This window comes from Bacillus sp. JH7, assembly GCF_001563515.1.
GTDB lineage: Bacteria > Bacillota > Bacilli > Bacillales > Bacillaceae_G > Bacillus_A > Bacillus_A cereus.
Genome location: NZ_LPUS01000001.1, coordinates 1,983,745 through 1,999,323, shown reverse-complemented (window position 1 = coordinate 1,999,323; position 15,579 = coordinate 1,983,745). Strand labels below are relative to the sequence as shown.

Below are 15,579 nucleotides of genomic sequence, written 5' to 3'. Positions count from 1 at the left end.
ACTTTATATATGAATTTCTTTTACAATACAGTTATATTTTCAGATATTTCAGTATAAAGAGGTGATTCTTTGAAAAACAGTACCCTTTCATCAAGAAAACACCGCTCCTTAGAAACCAAGAAGAAACTATTACACTCTGGTTACACTATTTTTATAAATAATGGATTTCAAAAAACGACAATTACACAAATTATTAAACATGCAGAAACTGGTTACGGAACAGCATATGTATACTTCAAAAACAAAGATGATCTCCTAATTAGTTTAATGGAAGATGTTATGAATCGTTTTTATAATATCGCTGAACGCTCTTTTTCTCCACAAACAAAAGAGGAAGCACGTATAATGATCCAAAATCAAGTTAGAGCATTCCTGCAATTAGCAGATGAAGAACGCGCTATTTTGCAAGTTGTAGAGGAAGCGATAGGATTATCAAGAGAAATACGGCAAAAATGGGATGAGATTCGGGAACGTTTTATAACAAGCATTAAACAGGATATTACTTACTCTCAAGAAAGTGGATTAGCACAACCTAATTTAAATAAAGAGATTGTAGCACGCGGTTGGTTCGCGATGAATGAATCGTTTCTTTGGACTATTATGCAAAATGACAAAAAGATTAAATTAGAGGAAATTGTGTATACGTTAACGGAGATGTATACGACCGGGTTATATAAATAGCACACCTTCAATAAATAAGGTGTGCTATTTTACATCTATAAAAATATATTATCCGGGTATGGTAGTGCTAAAGGAGGCTTTTCAGAAAATGAGAAATATTGTAGTTTTAAAGATTCACCATCTATCGATTTCAGTTTTCCACTAGTAATTTCACATTCAAACACAACAACAATATATTCTACTTGATCGCCATTCGGATATATATGACGGAACCTTTCCCCTCCAAATACCCCTTTTTGTTTTTTTACTTGTACTTTCAATCCTGTTTCTTCCCATACTTCCCGAATTACTGCTTCTTCTGGAGTTTCTCCAGGTTCAATTGCTCCAGCTGGCAAACTCCAGTATTCTCCACCAGGATATTGAAATAAGATTTTCCCTTGCTCATTTTTAATAACAGCAGCTATACTCGGTATTAGAATTAGTTCACAGCCTAATTGCTCACGGATTTTTTTATAATATAGTGACATCGACATATAATTCTCTCCCACTCCAATAATAAACAACTGTATTTTCTGACACCTATTGTATAATAATACCAATAGCAATTTCTATATAGAAAGGATAAGAAAATGACCCAAGTACAACTAGTAAATAGCTTCCTATCATTTTTAGGTACGACAAAACAGCCTACTAGCTTAAAGTTTTTAAATGAGCTTATTAAAGCTCATCAAGAAAAAGTAAAGTGGGAAACTCTTACTAAAATAATCGACTAGGAAAAAGGTAATGAAACAGGTAATTATTTCCCTTCCATTGAGACATACATAAACCGCATTACAACAAAAGGTCTGGGCGGTACTTGTTGGACGCACTCGATTGGATTTCATTGGTTATTATCAAATCTTGGTTTTGATGTTCATTATATGTATATGGACCCCGGACATTTATGCTTACAAGTTAACTTAGACAAACCTTACTATGTCGATGTTGGTTACTGCGCGCCTTTATTCCAAGCTTACCCACTTTATGAATCTTTTCAAGTAAGTAATGTAAGAGAAACTTTCACTTATGAAGTCTCAAATAATAGGATTAAAATTGCTAGAAATCCAGGTCCAGCAAAAATCTTACATGCAGAGCCAATACACTTATCAAGTATGAAAGAACTTATTTCAAGGTCTAACGATTGGCGTACATCTCCTGTACTAAAGAAAATTCAAATTTTTGGTTATATCGATGGCATTCCAACTTCTATAAATGATAATGTTTTAAAACAATATTTCCAAGGTAAGAAAAAAGAACATAACCTTACCTCTTTTGAACTTACTTATTGGATAACAGAAAGATTTCGTATTGATCAAGAAATATTTGAACGAGCTATTAAAATTTTCAATGAAAAATCTTCAAATAATAAAAACGTTACTCAATCCTTTGAGTAACGTTTTTCTCTTAATATGTCTTTAATATTAATTTTCTTTATTATAAGCAGCTTCTACACATTCTGCTAGACGTTCCATTTGTTCTATAGTTAAACCTCGTGAAATCCAGCCTGTTAACTTATACATCATTTTATAATAAAAATTACTAGGTTCATATTCTGAAATTAATGTTAGTGCTGTACCTTCCTCATCTTCTTCTAACATATAAGTCATTGCTGAATATCCTTGCTTCATTTCACTACCAAGTGAAATAATATGCGGTGCATCGTATTCAAGGATTTCTACTTCAGCCTCGAATATTTTCTTACCGACTTTTTGAACAGTAATATATTTATCTCCTACACGTGGATTCTCTTTATCCATATTTGAAGGATAGCGATTTTCTATTATAAACGTATTCCATTCTTTTATTTTTTCATCTTCTATTATGTAGTCAAATACAACATCCAATGGTGCTTTTATTACTATTTCAATTGCAAAACTCATTATACTGCCCCTCTCAAATACCCTATCCATTTCTATTTTAACTAAATCATTATGCCATATTTTATATAGTGAAATACAAGTAGAATTTTAACTTTTTATTGTGAGGGGGATTCAATAAATAATCATTTTTTATTAATTTAAAAACTTATTCATACAAAATATTTTATTAAAGATACAACAATTAAAAGCAAAGCCACGAGTAGTAAAGCAATCCCTATACTTCTATTTTCTTTTTCGTTATTTTTTAAATTTTGCACGCCTAAGCTAACTAACATAAACCCTAAAAGCGTTTGTAAAATTAGCATACTCAGTTCCGAAGTATCATTCCAACTATAAATGGAATACCCCATTATAATAATTGCAAGTAAAACAGTTACGATCCTATTCATACGCAAATCCCCCCTTTTTAAAAAGAAACCGCTAAGTTTTCTTAGCGGTTTTATTAACAATTTATATTTAGTAAATGTGCTTTTCATGAATTTGATATAAGTCAAAAGAATTTCCTGTCCAATATAACTACGCATGTTAGCCCACTTTTTCTTTATTCAGTCTACTTACAATTCCAACAATAAATTTATATTCAACCCTTCTCTTCTTATCTTTCTTAAAACCCTCTTTCGTATCAAAAATAAAACAAGTTTTCCGAAACCAAATACGTACGTATAATGACTCAAAATAAATAGGTTTTATAATACCTCGTTCTTCAAATTCAGTCCCATCTTTATTTTCAGTTTCCGTTCGAACAAACCACCTATTCCCGATTCCAATTTCAATGTACTTCACACACTAACCTCCATTAGGAAATTTCCCTTCTAACAATTCTATTATTTCCCCGGTAAGCGCACATTCCGACAGAACATGAGCCCACAAAGAAAAAGTAGATTGCAAAAATCTACTTTATAACTTATATTTTTGCATTCGTTTATAAAATGTACTACGGGGTACATTTAATAGTTTTGCAGCTAACGAAACATTTCCATTTGTCTTTTGTAATGCTTCAATCATGCTATCACGCTGTATTTTTTCGCGAAAATGTAATGTATGTTCTGTTTTATTTTCAGCTTGCAACTCAAGTTGTTCTTGATTTCCCATCATTGTTTGTATCAAAAAAACGACTTGTTTTTCGCATATTTCCCGTCCTTGCGACAAAATGTAAATACGTTCTAATACATTTACTAGTTCCCGAATATTTCCGGGCCATGTATGTTGTAAAAATTGATTGTATATACTCTTTGGAAATACAACATTCCAATTCTTCCGTTCGCAAAAGTGTTGTATAAAATATGGGATATCCTCTTTTCTTTCTATTAACGATGGAACATATAACGGATAAACGTGCAAACGATAATATAAATCTTGACGGAATTTCCCTTCTTCTACTAACCGTAGTAAATCTTTATGTGTGGCAGTAATAATACGAATATTTACTGGTACCAATTTTGAACTCCCAATTGGAGTTATTGTGCGTTCTTGTAAAACACGCAATAATGCTACTTGCATCTCTGGTGGTACTTCACCAATTTCATCTAAAAATAATGTTCCTCCGTTTGCTTGTTCAAATTTCCCTTTATATCCTTGACGTCGCGCACCTGTAAATGCACCTTCAGCATAACCGAACAATTCACTTTCCATTAATTCTTTAGGCAAAGAACCGCAGTTAACAGCTATAAAGGGCCCGTCTTTTCTTGGACTATTTTCATGAATCGCTCTCGCGACATATTCCTTTCCTACTCCTGTCTCACCACATACATACACACTAGCATCAGTCGGTGAAACAAGCTTAATTTCTTCTAGTGTGTGTTGAAATGCTCTGCTTGTCCCGGTAACTCCTGGAAAAGTAATTCCTTTTATAAATGTGAAAGTAGAATATGTATTCATTTGTTTGTTTTCCTTTAAATACATACATTTCCCAATCATTCTTTCATTACTATATACCGGTATCTCTAATTTAGTTTCCAATCCATGGTGCATTAACTCTTCAACTTTCATTCTTGACCAATTATTTATTCGTTCACGAACGCTCTTACTCGCAGAAACGATAACATCACGATGATTACAAATAACTACTTGTTCATCACTATCAATAACATCTAAAAAACGATGAATTAAGTGTAATTCATTTTGATGAACTCTTATGCTACATTCACGTTCTATCGCATGTGCAATTGAAGTTACCATACCGAGCATATATGGATGCGAAAATTCAATTGGACACGAGAAATCTAGAACACCAATTAATTTCCCATCATCATTATGAATGGGAGCAGCCGCACAACTCCAGCTATGAGATGCCACGGTATAATGTTCAGTACCACTTATCATAATAGCTTCTTCAATTTCTAGCGCTGTTCCAATTGCATTTGTGCCAACAGCTGCTTCCGTCCATTTTACACCTTCAATAAAATTAATATGTTTCGCTCGCTTTAACGTTTGTTTATTTCCACTTAACGATAGAACATAACCATCTGGATCGATTAATAATGCCATCATTTGTAGTTCATCAATGGTTTTTCTCATATTTTGTATTTGAGGTAATGCTATATCAAGGAAAATTTCACTCTTTTTCTTTTGTTCTTGAAAAAAAACAGAAGACAAAATTTTCTGACCTTTACTCATATGAGGATTCACATTTGCTTGTTTACATCGGTACCATGATTCTGAAATTCTTTCGTTTATACGGTTCGAATCAAGGACTCCTTCATCAATAAACTTTTTCCATGTATGTAAGTAAAACGGTGAAGCTAACATTGTATCATCTCCCTTTTAATTGTTTTGGAGATTTATAAAACATACTTTTATTATAAAACTGAATAAAAGCGTTTTCAATAAAACTAGCAAGACGACACAAATATGTTAATAATTTGAATATCCTAATGCATTTCTTTATTCTTTTTTAGTAGCACTATATTTTGTATAATGGACGCAAAGAAAATACATAACCAAAACCACTTTTGTGGATTACCATTTATAAAGAAAACAATCACGGCTATTGCAAATAAAATAGTGGATGCTAAACTAAAATATAATTTTGTTCTAATTTCTATTATCCCTCACCCCTCTGTTACTTTACAGTACATACTAACTCTTCATTTTTCATCTCTACTATGTACTCCTGTAAAACATATTCTTTCCCGCCATGGTTTTCATACCATTCATGTATTCTTTTAATATGCCTCTCGTCACTTCTAATTTTCGATTCTATTTCATTATACTGTTCATAACTATCATATTCCCATATGGCAAATACTTCAGACGTACCATTCTTATTATCTTTCATCCAGCGTCCTATTAGCCTAGAACCATGCTTTAATTGATTAGGTAAGTTCGTATTATTGAAATGATCATTAAATACTTCTATGAATTCATTTTTCACTACATAGTACTTCCTTCTGTAAAACATACCTCTTCCCCTCTTTTATGAAAAGTATTAGTAAATCTTCCCATCACTACCGTATTATAATACTTTCCATCCGATAGTCTTTTGTCATTTTTCAAAATGCCTTCTACTTCAAAACCTATTTTTTTATAAAGATGAATAGCTTTCTCGTTTGTCTCTAATACTTGTAAAGATATTTTATTTACTGCATTTTCGTCAGCCCATTTAATAGATTGTTGTAATAGGCTCTTACCCATTTTATATCCCCAAAACTCTTTTAAAATGCAAACACCAAACTCCACTTTATGAGATAATCTCTTAAAATTTGATCCTTCACACCTTGAAAATCCAACGATTCGATTGTGCACTTCTGCAACTAAAAAGAGATTCTTCGTTTCTTCACTATCTGTTTTTATTATTTTTTGAAACCCTAGGTCATCTATAAATCCCTCTCCAGCATCTCTATCCATATTTTCAGTTTCTCCATCAATCTGAACTCTAATTTTCGATAACTGCTCAGCATCTTTCTCAGCTGCAGAACGAATTGTATAAGTTAATCCATTTATATGAAACTCTTGCTCTTTTACAATCATGTCAAACTCCTTTCAAATGAATATAATGGCGCTATTACAACTTGTTTACCTTGTTTCTCAAATTCCTGAACAGTTTCTTTACTAGCCTCTTCGTCAGTTATAATAAGGTCAATTTCTTTTAGAGACTCTCCTCTTATAAAACAATCTATTCCAAGTTTATTATGCGGAGCTAAACAAATATTTCTTCTAGCAATTTCACTTACTCTTTTACTAAAATAAGCAACTTCAGGTGTTGCAGTACTAATACCTTGTAATGAAATGCCTCCACCTGTAGAGAAATAAAAATCAATAGAAAATCTACTTATCAATTCAGAGGCAAATGTATCAGTAATATTTCCTGAAGGCTTTACTTTTCCACCAATTAAATATGTATCGATGTTCTTATATTCTCTTAGATGACCAGCTATTTCTATAGAATTCGTAATAACCGTAAATGATACTTCCGGTAAATATTTCAGCATCGCATTATGAATGGAAGCCCCGCCAATAAAAATAGAATCATCTTCTTGTATATAAGATGCCGCAACTTTTGCAATTGTGTCCTCATATATTGAGCTATCACTATAACGTTTAGCTGGTTCCGCAGCTAAGTTCCTCACTCGCGTAAGTTCAATTGCACCTCCGTGCGTTCTTTTTAATAAACCATCCTTTTCCATAATAGACAAATCTCTTCTTATAGAATCAATAGACATATCAAATCTTTCCGCAAGTTCCTTTGCGATTACTCTTCCATCTGTATTAAGTAGTTCTAAGATTCTCTCTCGACGTTCTTCAGTAAACATGTTATCACCACCGTTATTGAAGATTCAGAAACTTAAACTTTATTTTAATTATATATATGCCCCTTCTGTTTTACAATATTTTCAGTTCTTATTTATTCCGTTTTATACAACCTTCTCCCTCTTTCTATCCCAATAATTTGCCAACCAAATAAATGTATATCTGTATATTACGCAAAAATACTTCCATTTACCTTCCTGTTGATGTAAAATTATTCCTATGTTTTACTTTTTAATACAGAAAGGGATTACTATGAAATCATTAATCAAAACGACATGTACAGCATTATTATTTACTGGAATATTAACAGGATGTAATAGCAATACTACATCAAAACAAGAAAAGAGCGCTCTCGAAAAGAATGCAATGCACTATGGAGAAATAGTTAAAAACGAATACTATAGAGCAACAGTTGAAAATGCAAAGTTTGAAAAAATAGACAAAGAGCGACGCCTTACTACTCGTGTTATGATTAATAATGTTCGGGACGATGGACAAACTATTGATCTTTCGGAAATAAAATATTTCATACAAGATGAAAAAACTGGTCAGAAATATGAAGGTGAAGCTCATCCGATAGATGACGAGCACTATAAAAATGTTCCACACGAATTCTCTTTAACTACTGACGTTGTGTTTGAACTGAAAACTTCACCAAAAGATTTAAATAATATGTATTTATACATAGATAGCAAAGCTGCGCCGTTAACAAATACATATTGGAAGCTTGATAATTTAGTATCTAAATAGAAAGACCAGTCTTAAATGACTGGTCTTTTTACATTCATACATTTACCTTTCATTAACACTTATATTCATTTTCTAATAACAACTTGAATAACATCAGCTAAACCAGTGTGCCCTTTCCCTTCAACTCGCTCTTGTTCTCCATTAAAGAAATGAATTACCTTATGTTCTTCACACCAAGTAAGAATATCAATTGGATCATACAGCATATCAACATCTTTTGGCCCACCAGTACCATAGTTTATTTGTTTTTTTGAGTAAACTTCAAACATAATTAAACCACCAGGCTTTATCGTTTGTATCATTTTACCTAATATCATTTTTTTATAATCATCATGAAAATGTCCAAATACCATAATTGCTGCATCATATTCATTTTCTGGCAAACTATCAGCTAATAAATCTACTTTTTTTGTATGCACGTTTACATTATGCTTCTCTGCCAATTTTTTTGTCTTCTCTAATCCATCTTCCGAATAATCAATAGCTGTTACTTCGTTCCCTTGTCTTGCTAGAAATACAGCATTTCTACCTTCTCCCTCCGCAAATGCTATTACTTTATTGTGATTTGCTAAACGAAATGCTTGTTCTTTAATAAATGTATTAGGTTCTTCCCCGTAAAAATATTCATCTGATTTATATCGATCATTCCAAAATTTAGTCATCATCTTCTCTCCTTCTTCATATCATTTTCTAACTACAATTAAAGATATCAAAGAGTCTTTTTATCCTTAATTAATTTAAAAATAAAAGCAGATTAAAAATCCACTTTTATTTTTTTCGCAAGATCTACGATTTTTTGATTTCGTAACTCTTCTTCCATTTTCTCTTCTGCTGCGAGCATTACTTCATTAATTAAACATCCAGGTTTGTCATGTAAACAACATTCAAACAATGATGTTTTACCTTCAATTGCATGTATAATATCTAAAAATGAAATATCTTCCCAATTCTTACTAAGCGAGTAACCGCCCTTTGGACCAGATGATGAATGTATCATCCCTTCCTTCGTCAACTTAGTTAGTATTTTAGACAAGTACGTTGGTGAAACATTTTGCATTTCTGCTAATTGGTGAACACTAACTAACTTATTTGGTGTAGCCTTTGCCAGAAAAAGCATTGTATGAAGAGCATAATTTGTAGCTTTAGAATATTTCATAATACAGCCCCTATTGTAGACTTCATGTATCTACAATAACTTTATTTTTTTATTATGTCAAACGTTTGTAATACTCCATACAACATTATTTCTTCACAAGTAATACATCTGCCGCGCAAATCGTCACTTCTCTAAATGGAGAGTCAAATAAAACACCTAGTTCAAAACCATCTTCAGTAAGAGCTATTTCATGATATAACCACCAAGCATTTTCAAAGTTTTCCGGCATAGAACACTTTGTTACTCCTATAAAGGTTACTTCAAGTTTATCAAATTCACTAAAAGTACCACTGCAATCTAATACGATAGACAAAGTATCTTCTGATTCTCTCTTTATTACTTTAATTACACTATCGTGTAGTGATGTCTTGTGTAACTGAGCGACATTTGACGGAAGTTTTTTCTCAATGGAATTAAAATATTCTACGTATAATTGATCTAATTGTGCCACTCTTTTCTCATAATCTGTTGACCACTTTTGCATACGTTTTTTCAGTTCACCTGATGGGTATTCTGAATTAATTGTGATGTTTTGTATAATTGAGTATATCGATTCAGGAAGGAATTTTAATAAATCTATTTTCCTTTCCTCTATTTCTTCCTTTAAACTTTGTATATCCATTTCTGACCATTCTTTTATAGACTCTATAAAACTTACAAATTCTAAAACTTGCATTTTTTTATACCAATCTCTTGTAAAATATTTCAATGACACCTCTCCTAAAACATTTTTAAATCCAGTAAAAACAATATATCCACTTATTATATCATTCCAATAACTATTTTTTCTAAAGAAAAAATGTAAAACTGTAAATATTCCGCCTATTATTTCTAAAACTTCAGAATATTTACAAAAGTATAAAATTAGAATACATTTTAGCTGTACAAGATTCACCTGTACAAAAATTCAAACAAAAAGGGATGGTTATATGTTGAAGAAATTAGTAGCAGGAACATTAGTAGCGGGTTTTGCATTAACTGGAGGACTAGGTGCGGTAAGTGCTGAAGAAAAAAGCAACACAATTAAGTCATTTGATTATTTAAAAGTGGATGAACAAAATGTTAATTCATTTGCAAAATTAAATGATCAGGATAAGAAAAATATCCAAATTACTATGGTATTACCAGAGCAAAATGAAAATGGGGATTGGCTAGCTTATGGTTTTACTAGTCGTGAAACATTAGATGCGTATATTGAAAAGGATAAAAAAGCAATTAAAAATAAAATTAATCCTTTAGGTAGCGGTGCTGGTAGTACTGATTTTTATGAACATAAAGATAAAGGTGGCCAATACATTTACTGGAGCAGCGGATTTAAAAACTTACCGTCTAGCTGGAATGACAGAATTTCTTCTGTAAGTACAGCGTCACCTTCTGCAAGTTATTCAACGACACTTTGGGAGCACACTTCAACACAAGGATATGGAAAAGGCGTTTTATTTAAACATGCTGATTGGTACGGTAAAACTGCTAATTTAGCTGCTGATTGGAACGATATTACTTCAGCGATTGAAATTAAATAGTAATAAGACATTTAATTTCTTCTATAAAAATTCAAACCACTATTCTCTCTTTCATTTAGAGAATAGTGGTTTATCATATTTCTATTTAAGCATGTACAGCATGTCCTACTGCTTGCATTAACGCTTCATGAATCGCCTCAGATAAAGTTGGATGTGCTGCAATATAATCTCTCATTATATCAGCGGTAACTTCTGTATGAATCATTACGGTTCCTTGACCAATAAGTTCAGTTGCATAAGGACCGATAATAGAAATCCCTACAATTTCTTGGTATTTAGGTTCCACAATGACTTTTACTTTCCCTACTTGTTCTCCTAAAATAAGAGCTTTTCCGTTCGCTGTAAAAGGAAATTCTCCGATGAGAATATCACCATATTGTTCTCTTGCACCTTTTTCACTTAACCCGACACTAGCTATTTCTGGAGCTGTGTATATACATCGAGGCACAGCGTGATAATTTACTTTCACGTCTTCTCCACTTGCGTGTAATGCTGCTGTCGTTCCTTCATGGAAGGCAACGTGAGCAAGCTGAATTCTACCGATCACATCACCAGCTGCGTAAATATGTGATACGTTCGTTTGCATATGTTCGTTCACAGCAATCCCTTTATTTGAAAACTGAACCCCTGCTTTTTCTAAATCTAATTGTTGTACACGTGGTTTTCGGCCGACAGAAATGAGAACATATTCCGGGTTAGCTTCTTGGATACTACCTTCATATTCAAATGAAGCTTGCTTCTTATAATTATTTAATCCTTTTAAAGCAGCTCCTGTAAATATTTCTACGCCATCACTTTCTAATTTCTCTCTTAAAATATGTGCGATATCTTCATCTTCATCTGGTAATAATTGCGGTGCCATTTCAACAATCGTAACTTTTGTCCCAAGGCGACTATAAATACTTGCAAACTCGCATCCTATTACACCACCGCCAACGATTAACAATGAAGATGGTACACTCTCAAGAGACATCGCATGGCTACTATTTAAAATCCATTTTCCATCAAACGGAGCGAATGGTAATTCTGTAGGTTCGGAACCAGCTGCGATAATAAACCTCTCTCCATCCACTACTTCTTCTTTATTTCCTTGTACAACTCGCACACGATGATCCGTTTCGAATTTCGCTTTTCCTTTTATAACTTTAATTTTATTTTTCTTCATTAAATATTGTATTCCTTGGACGAGTTGCATTACGATTTGTGATTTCCTTGCCTGTATTTGATCCCAATCAATTGATATACTTCCTGTATTAAGCGTAACCCCATAATCATTCGCTTTTCTCACAATGTCATGCACTTCTGCACTTTCTAACAATGATTTCGTCGGCATACACCCAACATTTAAACACGTTCCGCCAAGGTCAGCTTCATCAATAAGAGTGACCTCTTTTCCATTTTGAGCCGCGGTAATTGCCGCTACATATCCAGCTGGTCCGCCTCCAATTACAACTAATTTACTCATTCTCTCACCTTCTCTTTATAAAAGAATTGTTATAGGTTCTTCTAAATAATATTTAATTGTGCGTAAAAATGCAGCTGCTGGTGCACCGTCTAGTACACGATGATCGAATGTTAAACTTAAAGGTAACATACTACCTTTTTTTAATTTTTTCCCTTTATATACAGGAACATGTTCAATTGCGCCAATACCTAAAATACCAGTCTCAGGTGTATTTAATACAGGTGTGAAATATTCAATACCAAAGCTACCTAAATTACTAATTGTAAATGTCGTTCCGTGCATATCATCACTACTTAAGCTACCTGCTCGCGCCTTTTGTGCCATATCCTTAATCTCTTTAGACAACTCTACTAAAGATAAATTATTTGCAAAGCGAATAGCTGGAACGACTAATCCTTTTTCTAATGCGACTGCTATGCCTAAATGCACATGTTCAAATTGATGAATTGCATCATCTATATAAGCGCTGTTCATTTCTTTATGCTCTCTAAGCGCTAATACAATAGCACGAGAAACGAAATCCGTAATGGTTAGTTTGTTTTCGTATCGTTTTTGTACAACTTCCGCTATGTCTTTATGTAATGCAACTAAATCTGTAACATCTACTTTCATCGTTAATGTTAATTGCGCACTATTTTGTAAGCTTGCATGCATACGACTCGCAATTGCTTTTCTCATACCAGTAACAGGAACGACTGTACTTTCTTCTTGTTCAGGTACTTCTGGATTTGCTACTCTTTCTTCTAGCGCCTTTAATACATCTGCCTTTGTAATCCTTCCGCCAGGACCTGTACCAACTAATGCCTTGATATCCAGATTTTCAGACTTTGCAATTTTCTTCGCTACAGGTGAAATTTTAATTCTTTGCTTCGATACTTCTTTCCCATTTGGTTCTTGATTTTGTATATTTTGTACTTCTATATTAGATGTTTTTTCTTCTATAACATGTATGCTTTCCTGCATTTCTACTTTTTCATTCGGTTTACCGATGTAGCAAATTACAGTACCAGGCGGCACTCCTTCATCTTCACTTACAGCTATATCAAGTACCGTACCATCAGCTGGCGCTTCAATTTCCGTTTCAATTTTTTCTGAATTAATACTAGCAATCAGTTCTCCTTTTGCTACATTATCGCCTGCTTTAATATTCCAGCTCGTAATAATACCTTCTTTCATCGCCATACCTAACTTCGGCATTACAACTTCTACAGCCATGTGTCTCTCTCCCTTCTCATCGTTTTATTACACATGTAATAAAGATTGGTCTCCAATCATTTCTGATACAGTTTCAATTACTTTTTCTGGCGTTGGCAAATACAACTTTTCAAGTGGTGGTGAGAACGGAACAGGTGTATGTGGTGCTGTAATTCGTTTAATAGGTGCATCTAACAAATCAAAACCTTTATCCGCTACAATTGCCGCAATATCTGTTGCGATACTACATCTTGGATTCGCTTCGTCAATAACGATAAGACGATTTGTTTTTTCAACAGATGATAAAATAGTATCTTCATCAAGCGGTGATAAAGATCGTGGATCAATTACTTCTACTTCAAGCCCCTTTTTCGATAATTGCTTTGCAGCTGCAAGTGCTGTATGAACTTGTTTTCCGATTGCGACAATTGTTACATCAGAACCTTCTCGTTTAATATCTGCTTTTCCTAAAGGAATTGTATAATACCCTTCCGGCACTTCACCTTTCATATTGTAAAGTGTTTTATCTTCAAAGAAGATTACTGGATCATCATCTTCAATTGCTGCTAATAATAAGCCTTTTGCATCATACGGCGTGGAAGGAACAACAACTTTAATACCTGGTATGCTCGTAAATAATGCGTACAAACTTTGTGAATGCTGAGCTGCTGCACTAAAACCAGCACCATGCATCGTACGTACTGTAACGGGTACTTTTGCTTTACCTCCAAACATATAACGGAATTTCGCACCTTGGTTTAATACTTGGTCAAGACAACTACCGATAAAATCATTAAACATTAACTCAGCTATCGGACGTAACCCAGTTGCAGCAGCTGCCATCGCAGCTCCCATATAACCCGCTTCAGAAATTGGTGTATCCAATATACGATTTCGGCCAAACTCTTGTACAAGTCCTTTCGTAACAGCAAGAACACCACCCCAAGCTTCATCATCTTGCAGATGATCAACTTGTGCACCGCCTGCAACATCTTCACCTATTAAAATTACATTTTCATCACGACGCATTGAGATTTTCATCGCTTCATTAATTGCAGTTGACATACTTACTGTTCTAGTCATAATTTTTCACCCTCCTCTTATTTGTAAGAAACGTATACATCTTTTAATAATTCTTCATCGTCTGGGTATGGACTATTTTCACTAAATTCAATGGATCTTTGTACTGCATCATCTACTGCTTTTTCCATATCAACAAGTTCAGATTCCGTTAATAAACCTTCATGAATTAAATGCTTACGGAAATTCACAATCGCATCTTTTTCATTTAAATGTTCTTCTTTTTCTTCTGATGTTTTATATGTTTGCGCTTCACCTTCAAAATGACCGTAATTACGATATGTCATACATTCAATAATTGTTGGACCATCACCATTACGCGCACGTTCCACTGCTTCTGCAGCAGCTTTATATACAGCTAGAAGATCTTTTCCATCTACTTGAACGCCTGGAATATTATAAGCTTTTGCACGATCCGCAATAGAATCACAACTTGAAGCATATTCAAAGGTAGTTGCTTCACCGTAACCGTTATTTTCTGCAATAAAAATAACTGGTAACTTCCAAATCGCCGCTAAATTAACCCCTTCATGGAATGTTCCTTCATTATTTGCTCCGTCACCGAAGAAACAAACACTTACATCTTTTGTTCCTTTATATTTAGCTGTCAATGCTGAACCGCAAGCAAGTGGGAAACCCCCGCCTACAATGCCATTAGCACCAAGCATTCCTTTATCTAAATCCGCAATATGCATGGAACCGCCTTTACCTTTACATAATCCTGTCGCTTTCCCGAAAAGTTCAGCCATCATACCATTTAAATCACAACCTTTTGCGATACAATGTCCATGACCTCTATGTGTACTTGTAATACTGTCACTATCCGTTAAGTGGGCACATACACCAACTGCTACCGCTTCTTCACCTGCGTATAAATGAACGAAACCTGGCAAAACGCCTTGTGCGAACAATTCATGCACCTTATCTTCAAACTTACGAATCTCTAACATTTTTTCATACATCCAACGAGCTTGTTCTTTCGTAATTTCATTCCCTTTACTTTCAGTTGTTTTTAACATGTCCAGCCCTCCTATTTTCTTGATCATCTTTTATATTGCAAGTACCGTGCCAAATTCTAATCCTTGATTTAATAGTTTTTCTCTTTTCTTTCATAATAAAAAA

The 15,579-nt window shown here is 33.7% G+C and carries 18 protein-coding genes and 1 pseudogene; 4 read left to right on the top strand and 15 right to left on the bottom strand.

Annotated features, from left to right (window positions below):
• The first annotated feature begins 69 nt into the window (after positions 1-69).
• Positions 70-681: a TetR/AcrR family transcriptional regulator gene (locus tag AU379_RS10170; protein ID WP_000798538.1), complete on the top strand. Its 612-nt coding sequence runs from the start codon at positions 70-72 to the stop codon at positions 679-681.
• 35 nt (positions 682-716) lie between these two features.
• Here the strand turns inward: AU379_RS10170 and AU379_RS10165 are convergent, their stop codons facing one another.
• On the bottom strand, positions 717-1,154 hold the full coding sequence (locus tag AU379_RS10165; RefSeq protein ID WP_000062913.1) for an NUDIX domain-containing protein: 438 nt from the start codon (positions 1,152-1,154) through the stop codon (positions 717-719).
• Between the two features lie 96 nt (positions 1,155-1,250).
• Here AU379_RS10165 and AU379_RS10160 point away from each other — a divergent pair.
• Positions 1,251-2,054 (top strand): annotated as a pseudogene (locus tag AU379_RS10160) (arylamine N-acetyltransferase).
• A 27-nt stretch (positions 2,055-2,081) separates the two neighbouring features.
• On the opposite strand, the gene AU379_RS10155 reads toward AU379_RS10160, so the two are convergent.
• The 7 genes from AU379_RS10155 to AU379_RS10125 form a co-directional block, all read right to left on the bottom strand.
• Positions 2,082-2,540 carry an SRPBCC family protein gene (locus AU379_RS10155; RefSeq protein WP_000006412.1) on the bottom strand — a complete coding sequence of 153 codons (459 nt, stop codon included), beginning with the start codon at positions 2,538-2,540 and terminating at the stop codon, positions 2,082-2,084.
• Positions 2,541-2,689: 149 nt separating this feature from the next.
• Complete coding sequence (locus tag AU379_RS30235; RefSeq protein WP_061139196.1) at positions 2,690-2,929, bottom strand: DUF3953 domain-containing protein; 240 nt, start codon at positions 2,927-2,929, stop codon at positions 2,690-2,692.
• 136 nt (positions 2,930-3,065) lie between these two features.
• Complete coding sequence (locus AU379_RS10145; protein WP_000873842.1) at positions 3,066-3,323, bottom strand: DUF3977 family protein; 258 nt, start codon at positions 3,321-3,323, stop codon at positions 3,066-3,068.
• Between the two features lie 114 nt (positions 3,324-3,437).
• Positions 3,438-5,288, bottom strand: coding sequence for a sigma-54-dependent Fis family transcriptional regulator (locus AU379_RS10140; RefSeq protein ID WP_000881384.1), 1,851 nt, complete (start codon positions 5,286-5,288; stop codon positions 3,438-3,440).
• Between the two features lie 313 nt (positions 5,289-5,601).
• Positions 5,602-5,940, bottom strand: coding sequence for an NIPSNAP family protein (locus AU379_RS10135; RefSeq protein WP_000499993.1), 339 nt, complete (start codon positions 5,938-5,940; stop codon positions 5,602-5,604).
• On the bottom strand, positions 5,913-6,509 hold the full coding sequence (locus tag AU379_RS10130; protein ID WP_000635674.1) for a GNAT family N-acetyltransferase: 597 nt from the start codon (positions 6,507-6,509) through the stop codon (positions 5,913-5,915). Before AU379_RS10130 ends, AU379_RS10135 begins: the two co-directional genes overlap by 28 nt.
• Positions 6,506-7,291: a DeoR/GlpR family DNA-binding transcription regulator gene (locus tag AU379_RS10125; protein WP_000493656.1), complete on the bottom strand. Its 786-nt coding sequence runs from the start codon at positions 7,289-7,291 to the stop codon at positions 6,506-6,508. Before AU379_RS10125 ends, AU379_RS10130 begins: the two co-directional genes overlap by 4 nt.
• Positions 7,292-7,541: 250 nt before the next feature.
• On the opposite strand from AU379_RS10125, the gene AU379_RS10120 reads away from it, so the two are divergent.
• Positions 7,542-8,039 (top strand): hypothetical protein, encoded by a 498-nt coding sequence (locus tag AU379_RS10120; protein WP_000838470.1) that lies wholly within the window; start codon positions 7,542-7,544, stop codon positions 8,037-8,039.
• A 65-nt stretch (positions 8,040-8,104) separates the two neighbouring features.
• On the opposite strand, the gene AU379_RS10115 is transcribed toward AU379_RS10120, so the two are convergent.
• The 3 genes from AU379_RS10115 to AU379_RS10105 all read right to left on the bottom strand — a co-directional run bounded on the left by AU379_RS10115 (position 8,105) and on the right by AU379_RS10105 (position 9,904).
• Positions 8,105-8,704: a class I SAM-dependent methyltransferase gene (locus AU379_RS10115; RefSeq protein ID WP_001987438.1), complete on the bottom strand. Its 600-nt coding sequence runs from the start codon at positions 8,702-8,704 to the stop codon at positions 8,105-8,107.
• A gap of 89 nt (positions 8,705-8,793) precedes the next feature.
• On the bottom strand, positions 8,794-9,195 hold the full coding sequence (locus AU379_RS10110) for an Rrf2 family transcriptional regulator (protein WP_000877650.1): 402 nt from the start codon (positions 9,193-9,195) through the stop codon (positions 8,794-8,796).
• Positions 9,196-9,280: 85 nt separating this feature from the next.
• Positions 9,281-9,904: a DUF4085 domain-containing protein gene (locus AU379_RS10105; RefSeq protein ID WP_000873445.1), complete on the bottom strand. Its 624-nt coding sequence runs from the start codon at positions 9,902-9,904 to the stop codon at positions 9,281-9,283.
• A 220-nt stretch (positions 9,905-10,124) separates the two neighbouring features.
• On the opposite strand from AU379_RS10105, the gene AU379_RS10100 reads away from it, so the two are divergent.
• Positions 10,125-10,718, top strand: a complete 594-nt coding sequence (locus AU379_RS10100) for a hypothetical protein (RefSeq protein ID WP_000914430.1) — start codon at positions 10,125-10,127, stop codon at positions 10,716-10,718.
• An 85-nt stretch (positions 10,719-10,803) separates the two neighbouring features.
• On the opposite strand, the gene lpdA is transcribed toward AU379_RS10100, so the two are convergent.
• The 4 genes from lpdA to acoA are packed head-to-tail and all read right to left on the bottom strand — an operon-like array spanning position 10,804 to position 15,476.
• Positions 10,804-12,183 carry a dihydrolipoyl dehydrogenase gene (gene lpdA, locus AU379_RS10095; RefSeq protein ID WP_061139195.1) on the bottom strand — a complete coding sequence of 460 codons (1,380 nt, stop codon included), beginning with the start codon at positions 12,181-12,183 and terminating at the stop codon, positions 10,804-10,806.
• 15 nt (positions 12,184-12,198) lie between these two features.
• Positions 12,199-13,398: a dihydrolipoamide acetyltransferase family protein gene (locus tag AU379_RS10090; RefSeq protein WP_061139194.1), complete on the bottom strand. Its 1,200-nt coding sequence runs from the start codon at positions 13,396-13,398 to the stop codon at positions 12,199-12,201.
• Positions 13,399-13,425: 27 nt separating this feature from the next.
• Positions 13,426-14,460, bottom strand: coding sequence for an acetoin:2,6-dichlorophenolindophenol oxidoreductase subunit beta (gene acoB, locus AU379_RS10085; RefSeq protein WP_061139193.1), 1,035 nt, complete (start codon positions 14,458-14,460; stop codon positions 13,426-13,428).
• A 17-nt stretch (positions 14,461-14,477) separates the two neighbouring features.
• The gene (gene acoA, locus AU379_RS10080) at positions 14,478-15,476 is read right to left on the bottom strand and encodes an acetoin:2,6-dichlorophenolindophenol oxidoreductase subunit alpha (protein WP_000921275.1); all 999 of its coding nucleotides are present in this window, start codon (positions 15,474-15,476) and stop codon (positions 14,478-14,480) included.
• Positions 15,477-15,579: the final 103 nt, after the last annotated feature.

Excerpts from the sequence above, each read along its gene's own strand:
- AU379_RS10165 (WP_000062913.1), bottom strand. The coding sequence starts at position 1,154 with ATGTCGATGTCACTATATTATAAAAAAATCCGTGAGCAATTAGGCTGT.
- AU379_RS10155 (WP_000006412.1), bottom strand. The coding sequence starts at position 2,540 with ATGAGTTTTGCAATTGAAATAGTAATAAAAGCACCATTGGATGTTGTA.
- AU379_RS30235 (WP_061139196.1), bottom strand. The coding sequence starts at position 2,929 with ATGAATAGGATCGTAACTGTTTTACTTGCAATTATTATAATGGGGTAT.
- AU379_RS10140 (WP_000881384.1), bottom strand. The coding sequence starts at position 5,288 with ATGTTAGCTTCACCGTTTTACTTACATACATGGAAAAAGTTTATTGAT.
- AU379_RS10135 (WP_000499993.1), bottom strand. The coding sequence starts at position 5,940 with ATGTTTTACAGAAGGAAGTACTATGTAGTGAAAAATGAATTCATAGAA.
- AU379_RS10130 (WP_000635674.1), bottom strand. The coding sequence starts at position 6,509 with ATGATTGTAAAAGAGCAAGAGTTTCATATAAATGGATTAACTTATACA.
- AU379_RS10125 (WP_000493656.1), bottom strand. The coding sequence starts at position 7,291 with ATGTTTACTGAAGAACGTCGAGAGAGAATCTTAGAACTACTTAATACA.
- AU379_RS10120 (WP_000838470.1), top strand. The coding sequence starts at position 7,542 with ATGAAATCATTAATCAAAACGACATGTACAGCATTATTATTTACTGGA.
- AU379_RS10115 (WP_001987438.1), bottom strand. The coding sequence starts at position 8,704 with ATGATGACTAAATTTTGGAATGATCGATATAAATCAGATGAATATTTT.
- AU379_RS10110 (WP_000877650.1), bottom strand. The coding sequence starts at position 9,195 with ATGAAATATTCTAAAGCTACAAATTATGCTCTTCATACAATGCTTTTT.
- AU379_RS10100 (WP_000914430.1), top strand. The coding sequence starts at position 10,125 with ATGTTGAAGAAATTAGTAGCAGGAACATTAGTAGCGGGTTTTGCATTA.
- lpdA (WP_061139195.1), bottom strand. The coding sequence starts at position 12,183 with ATGAGTAAATTAGTTGTAATTGGAGGCGGACCAGCTGGATATGTAGCG.
- AU379_RS10090 (WP_061139194.1), bottom strand. The coding sequence starts at position 13,398 with ATGGCTGTAGAAGTTGTAATGCCGAAGTTAGGTATGGCGATGAAAGAA.
- acoB (WP_061139193.1), bottom strand. The coding sequence starts at position 14,460 with ATGACTAGAACAGTAAGTATGTCAACTGCAATTAATGAAGCGATGAAA.
- acoA (WP_000921275.1), bottom strand. The coding sequence starts at position 15,476 with ATGTTAAAAACAACTGAAAGTAAAGGGAATGAAATTACGAAAGAACAA.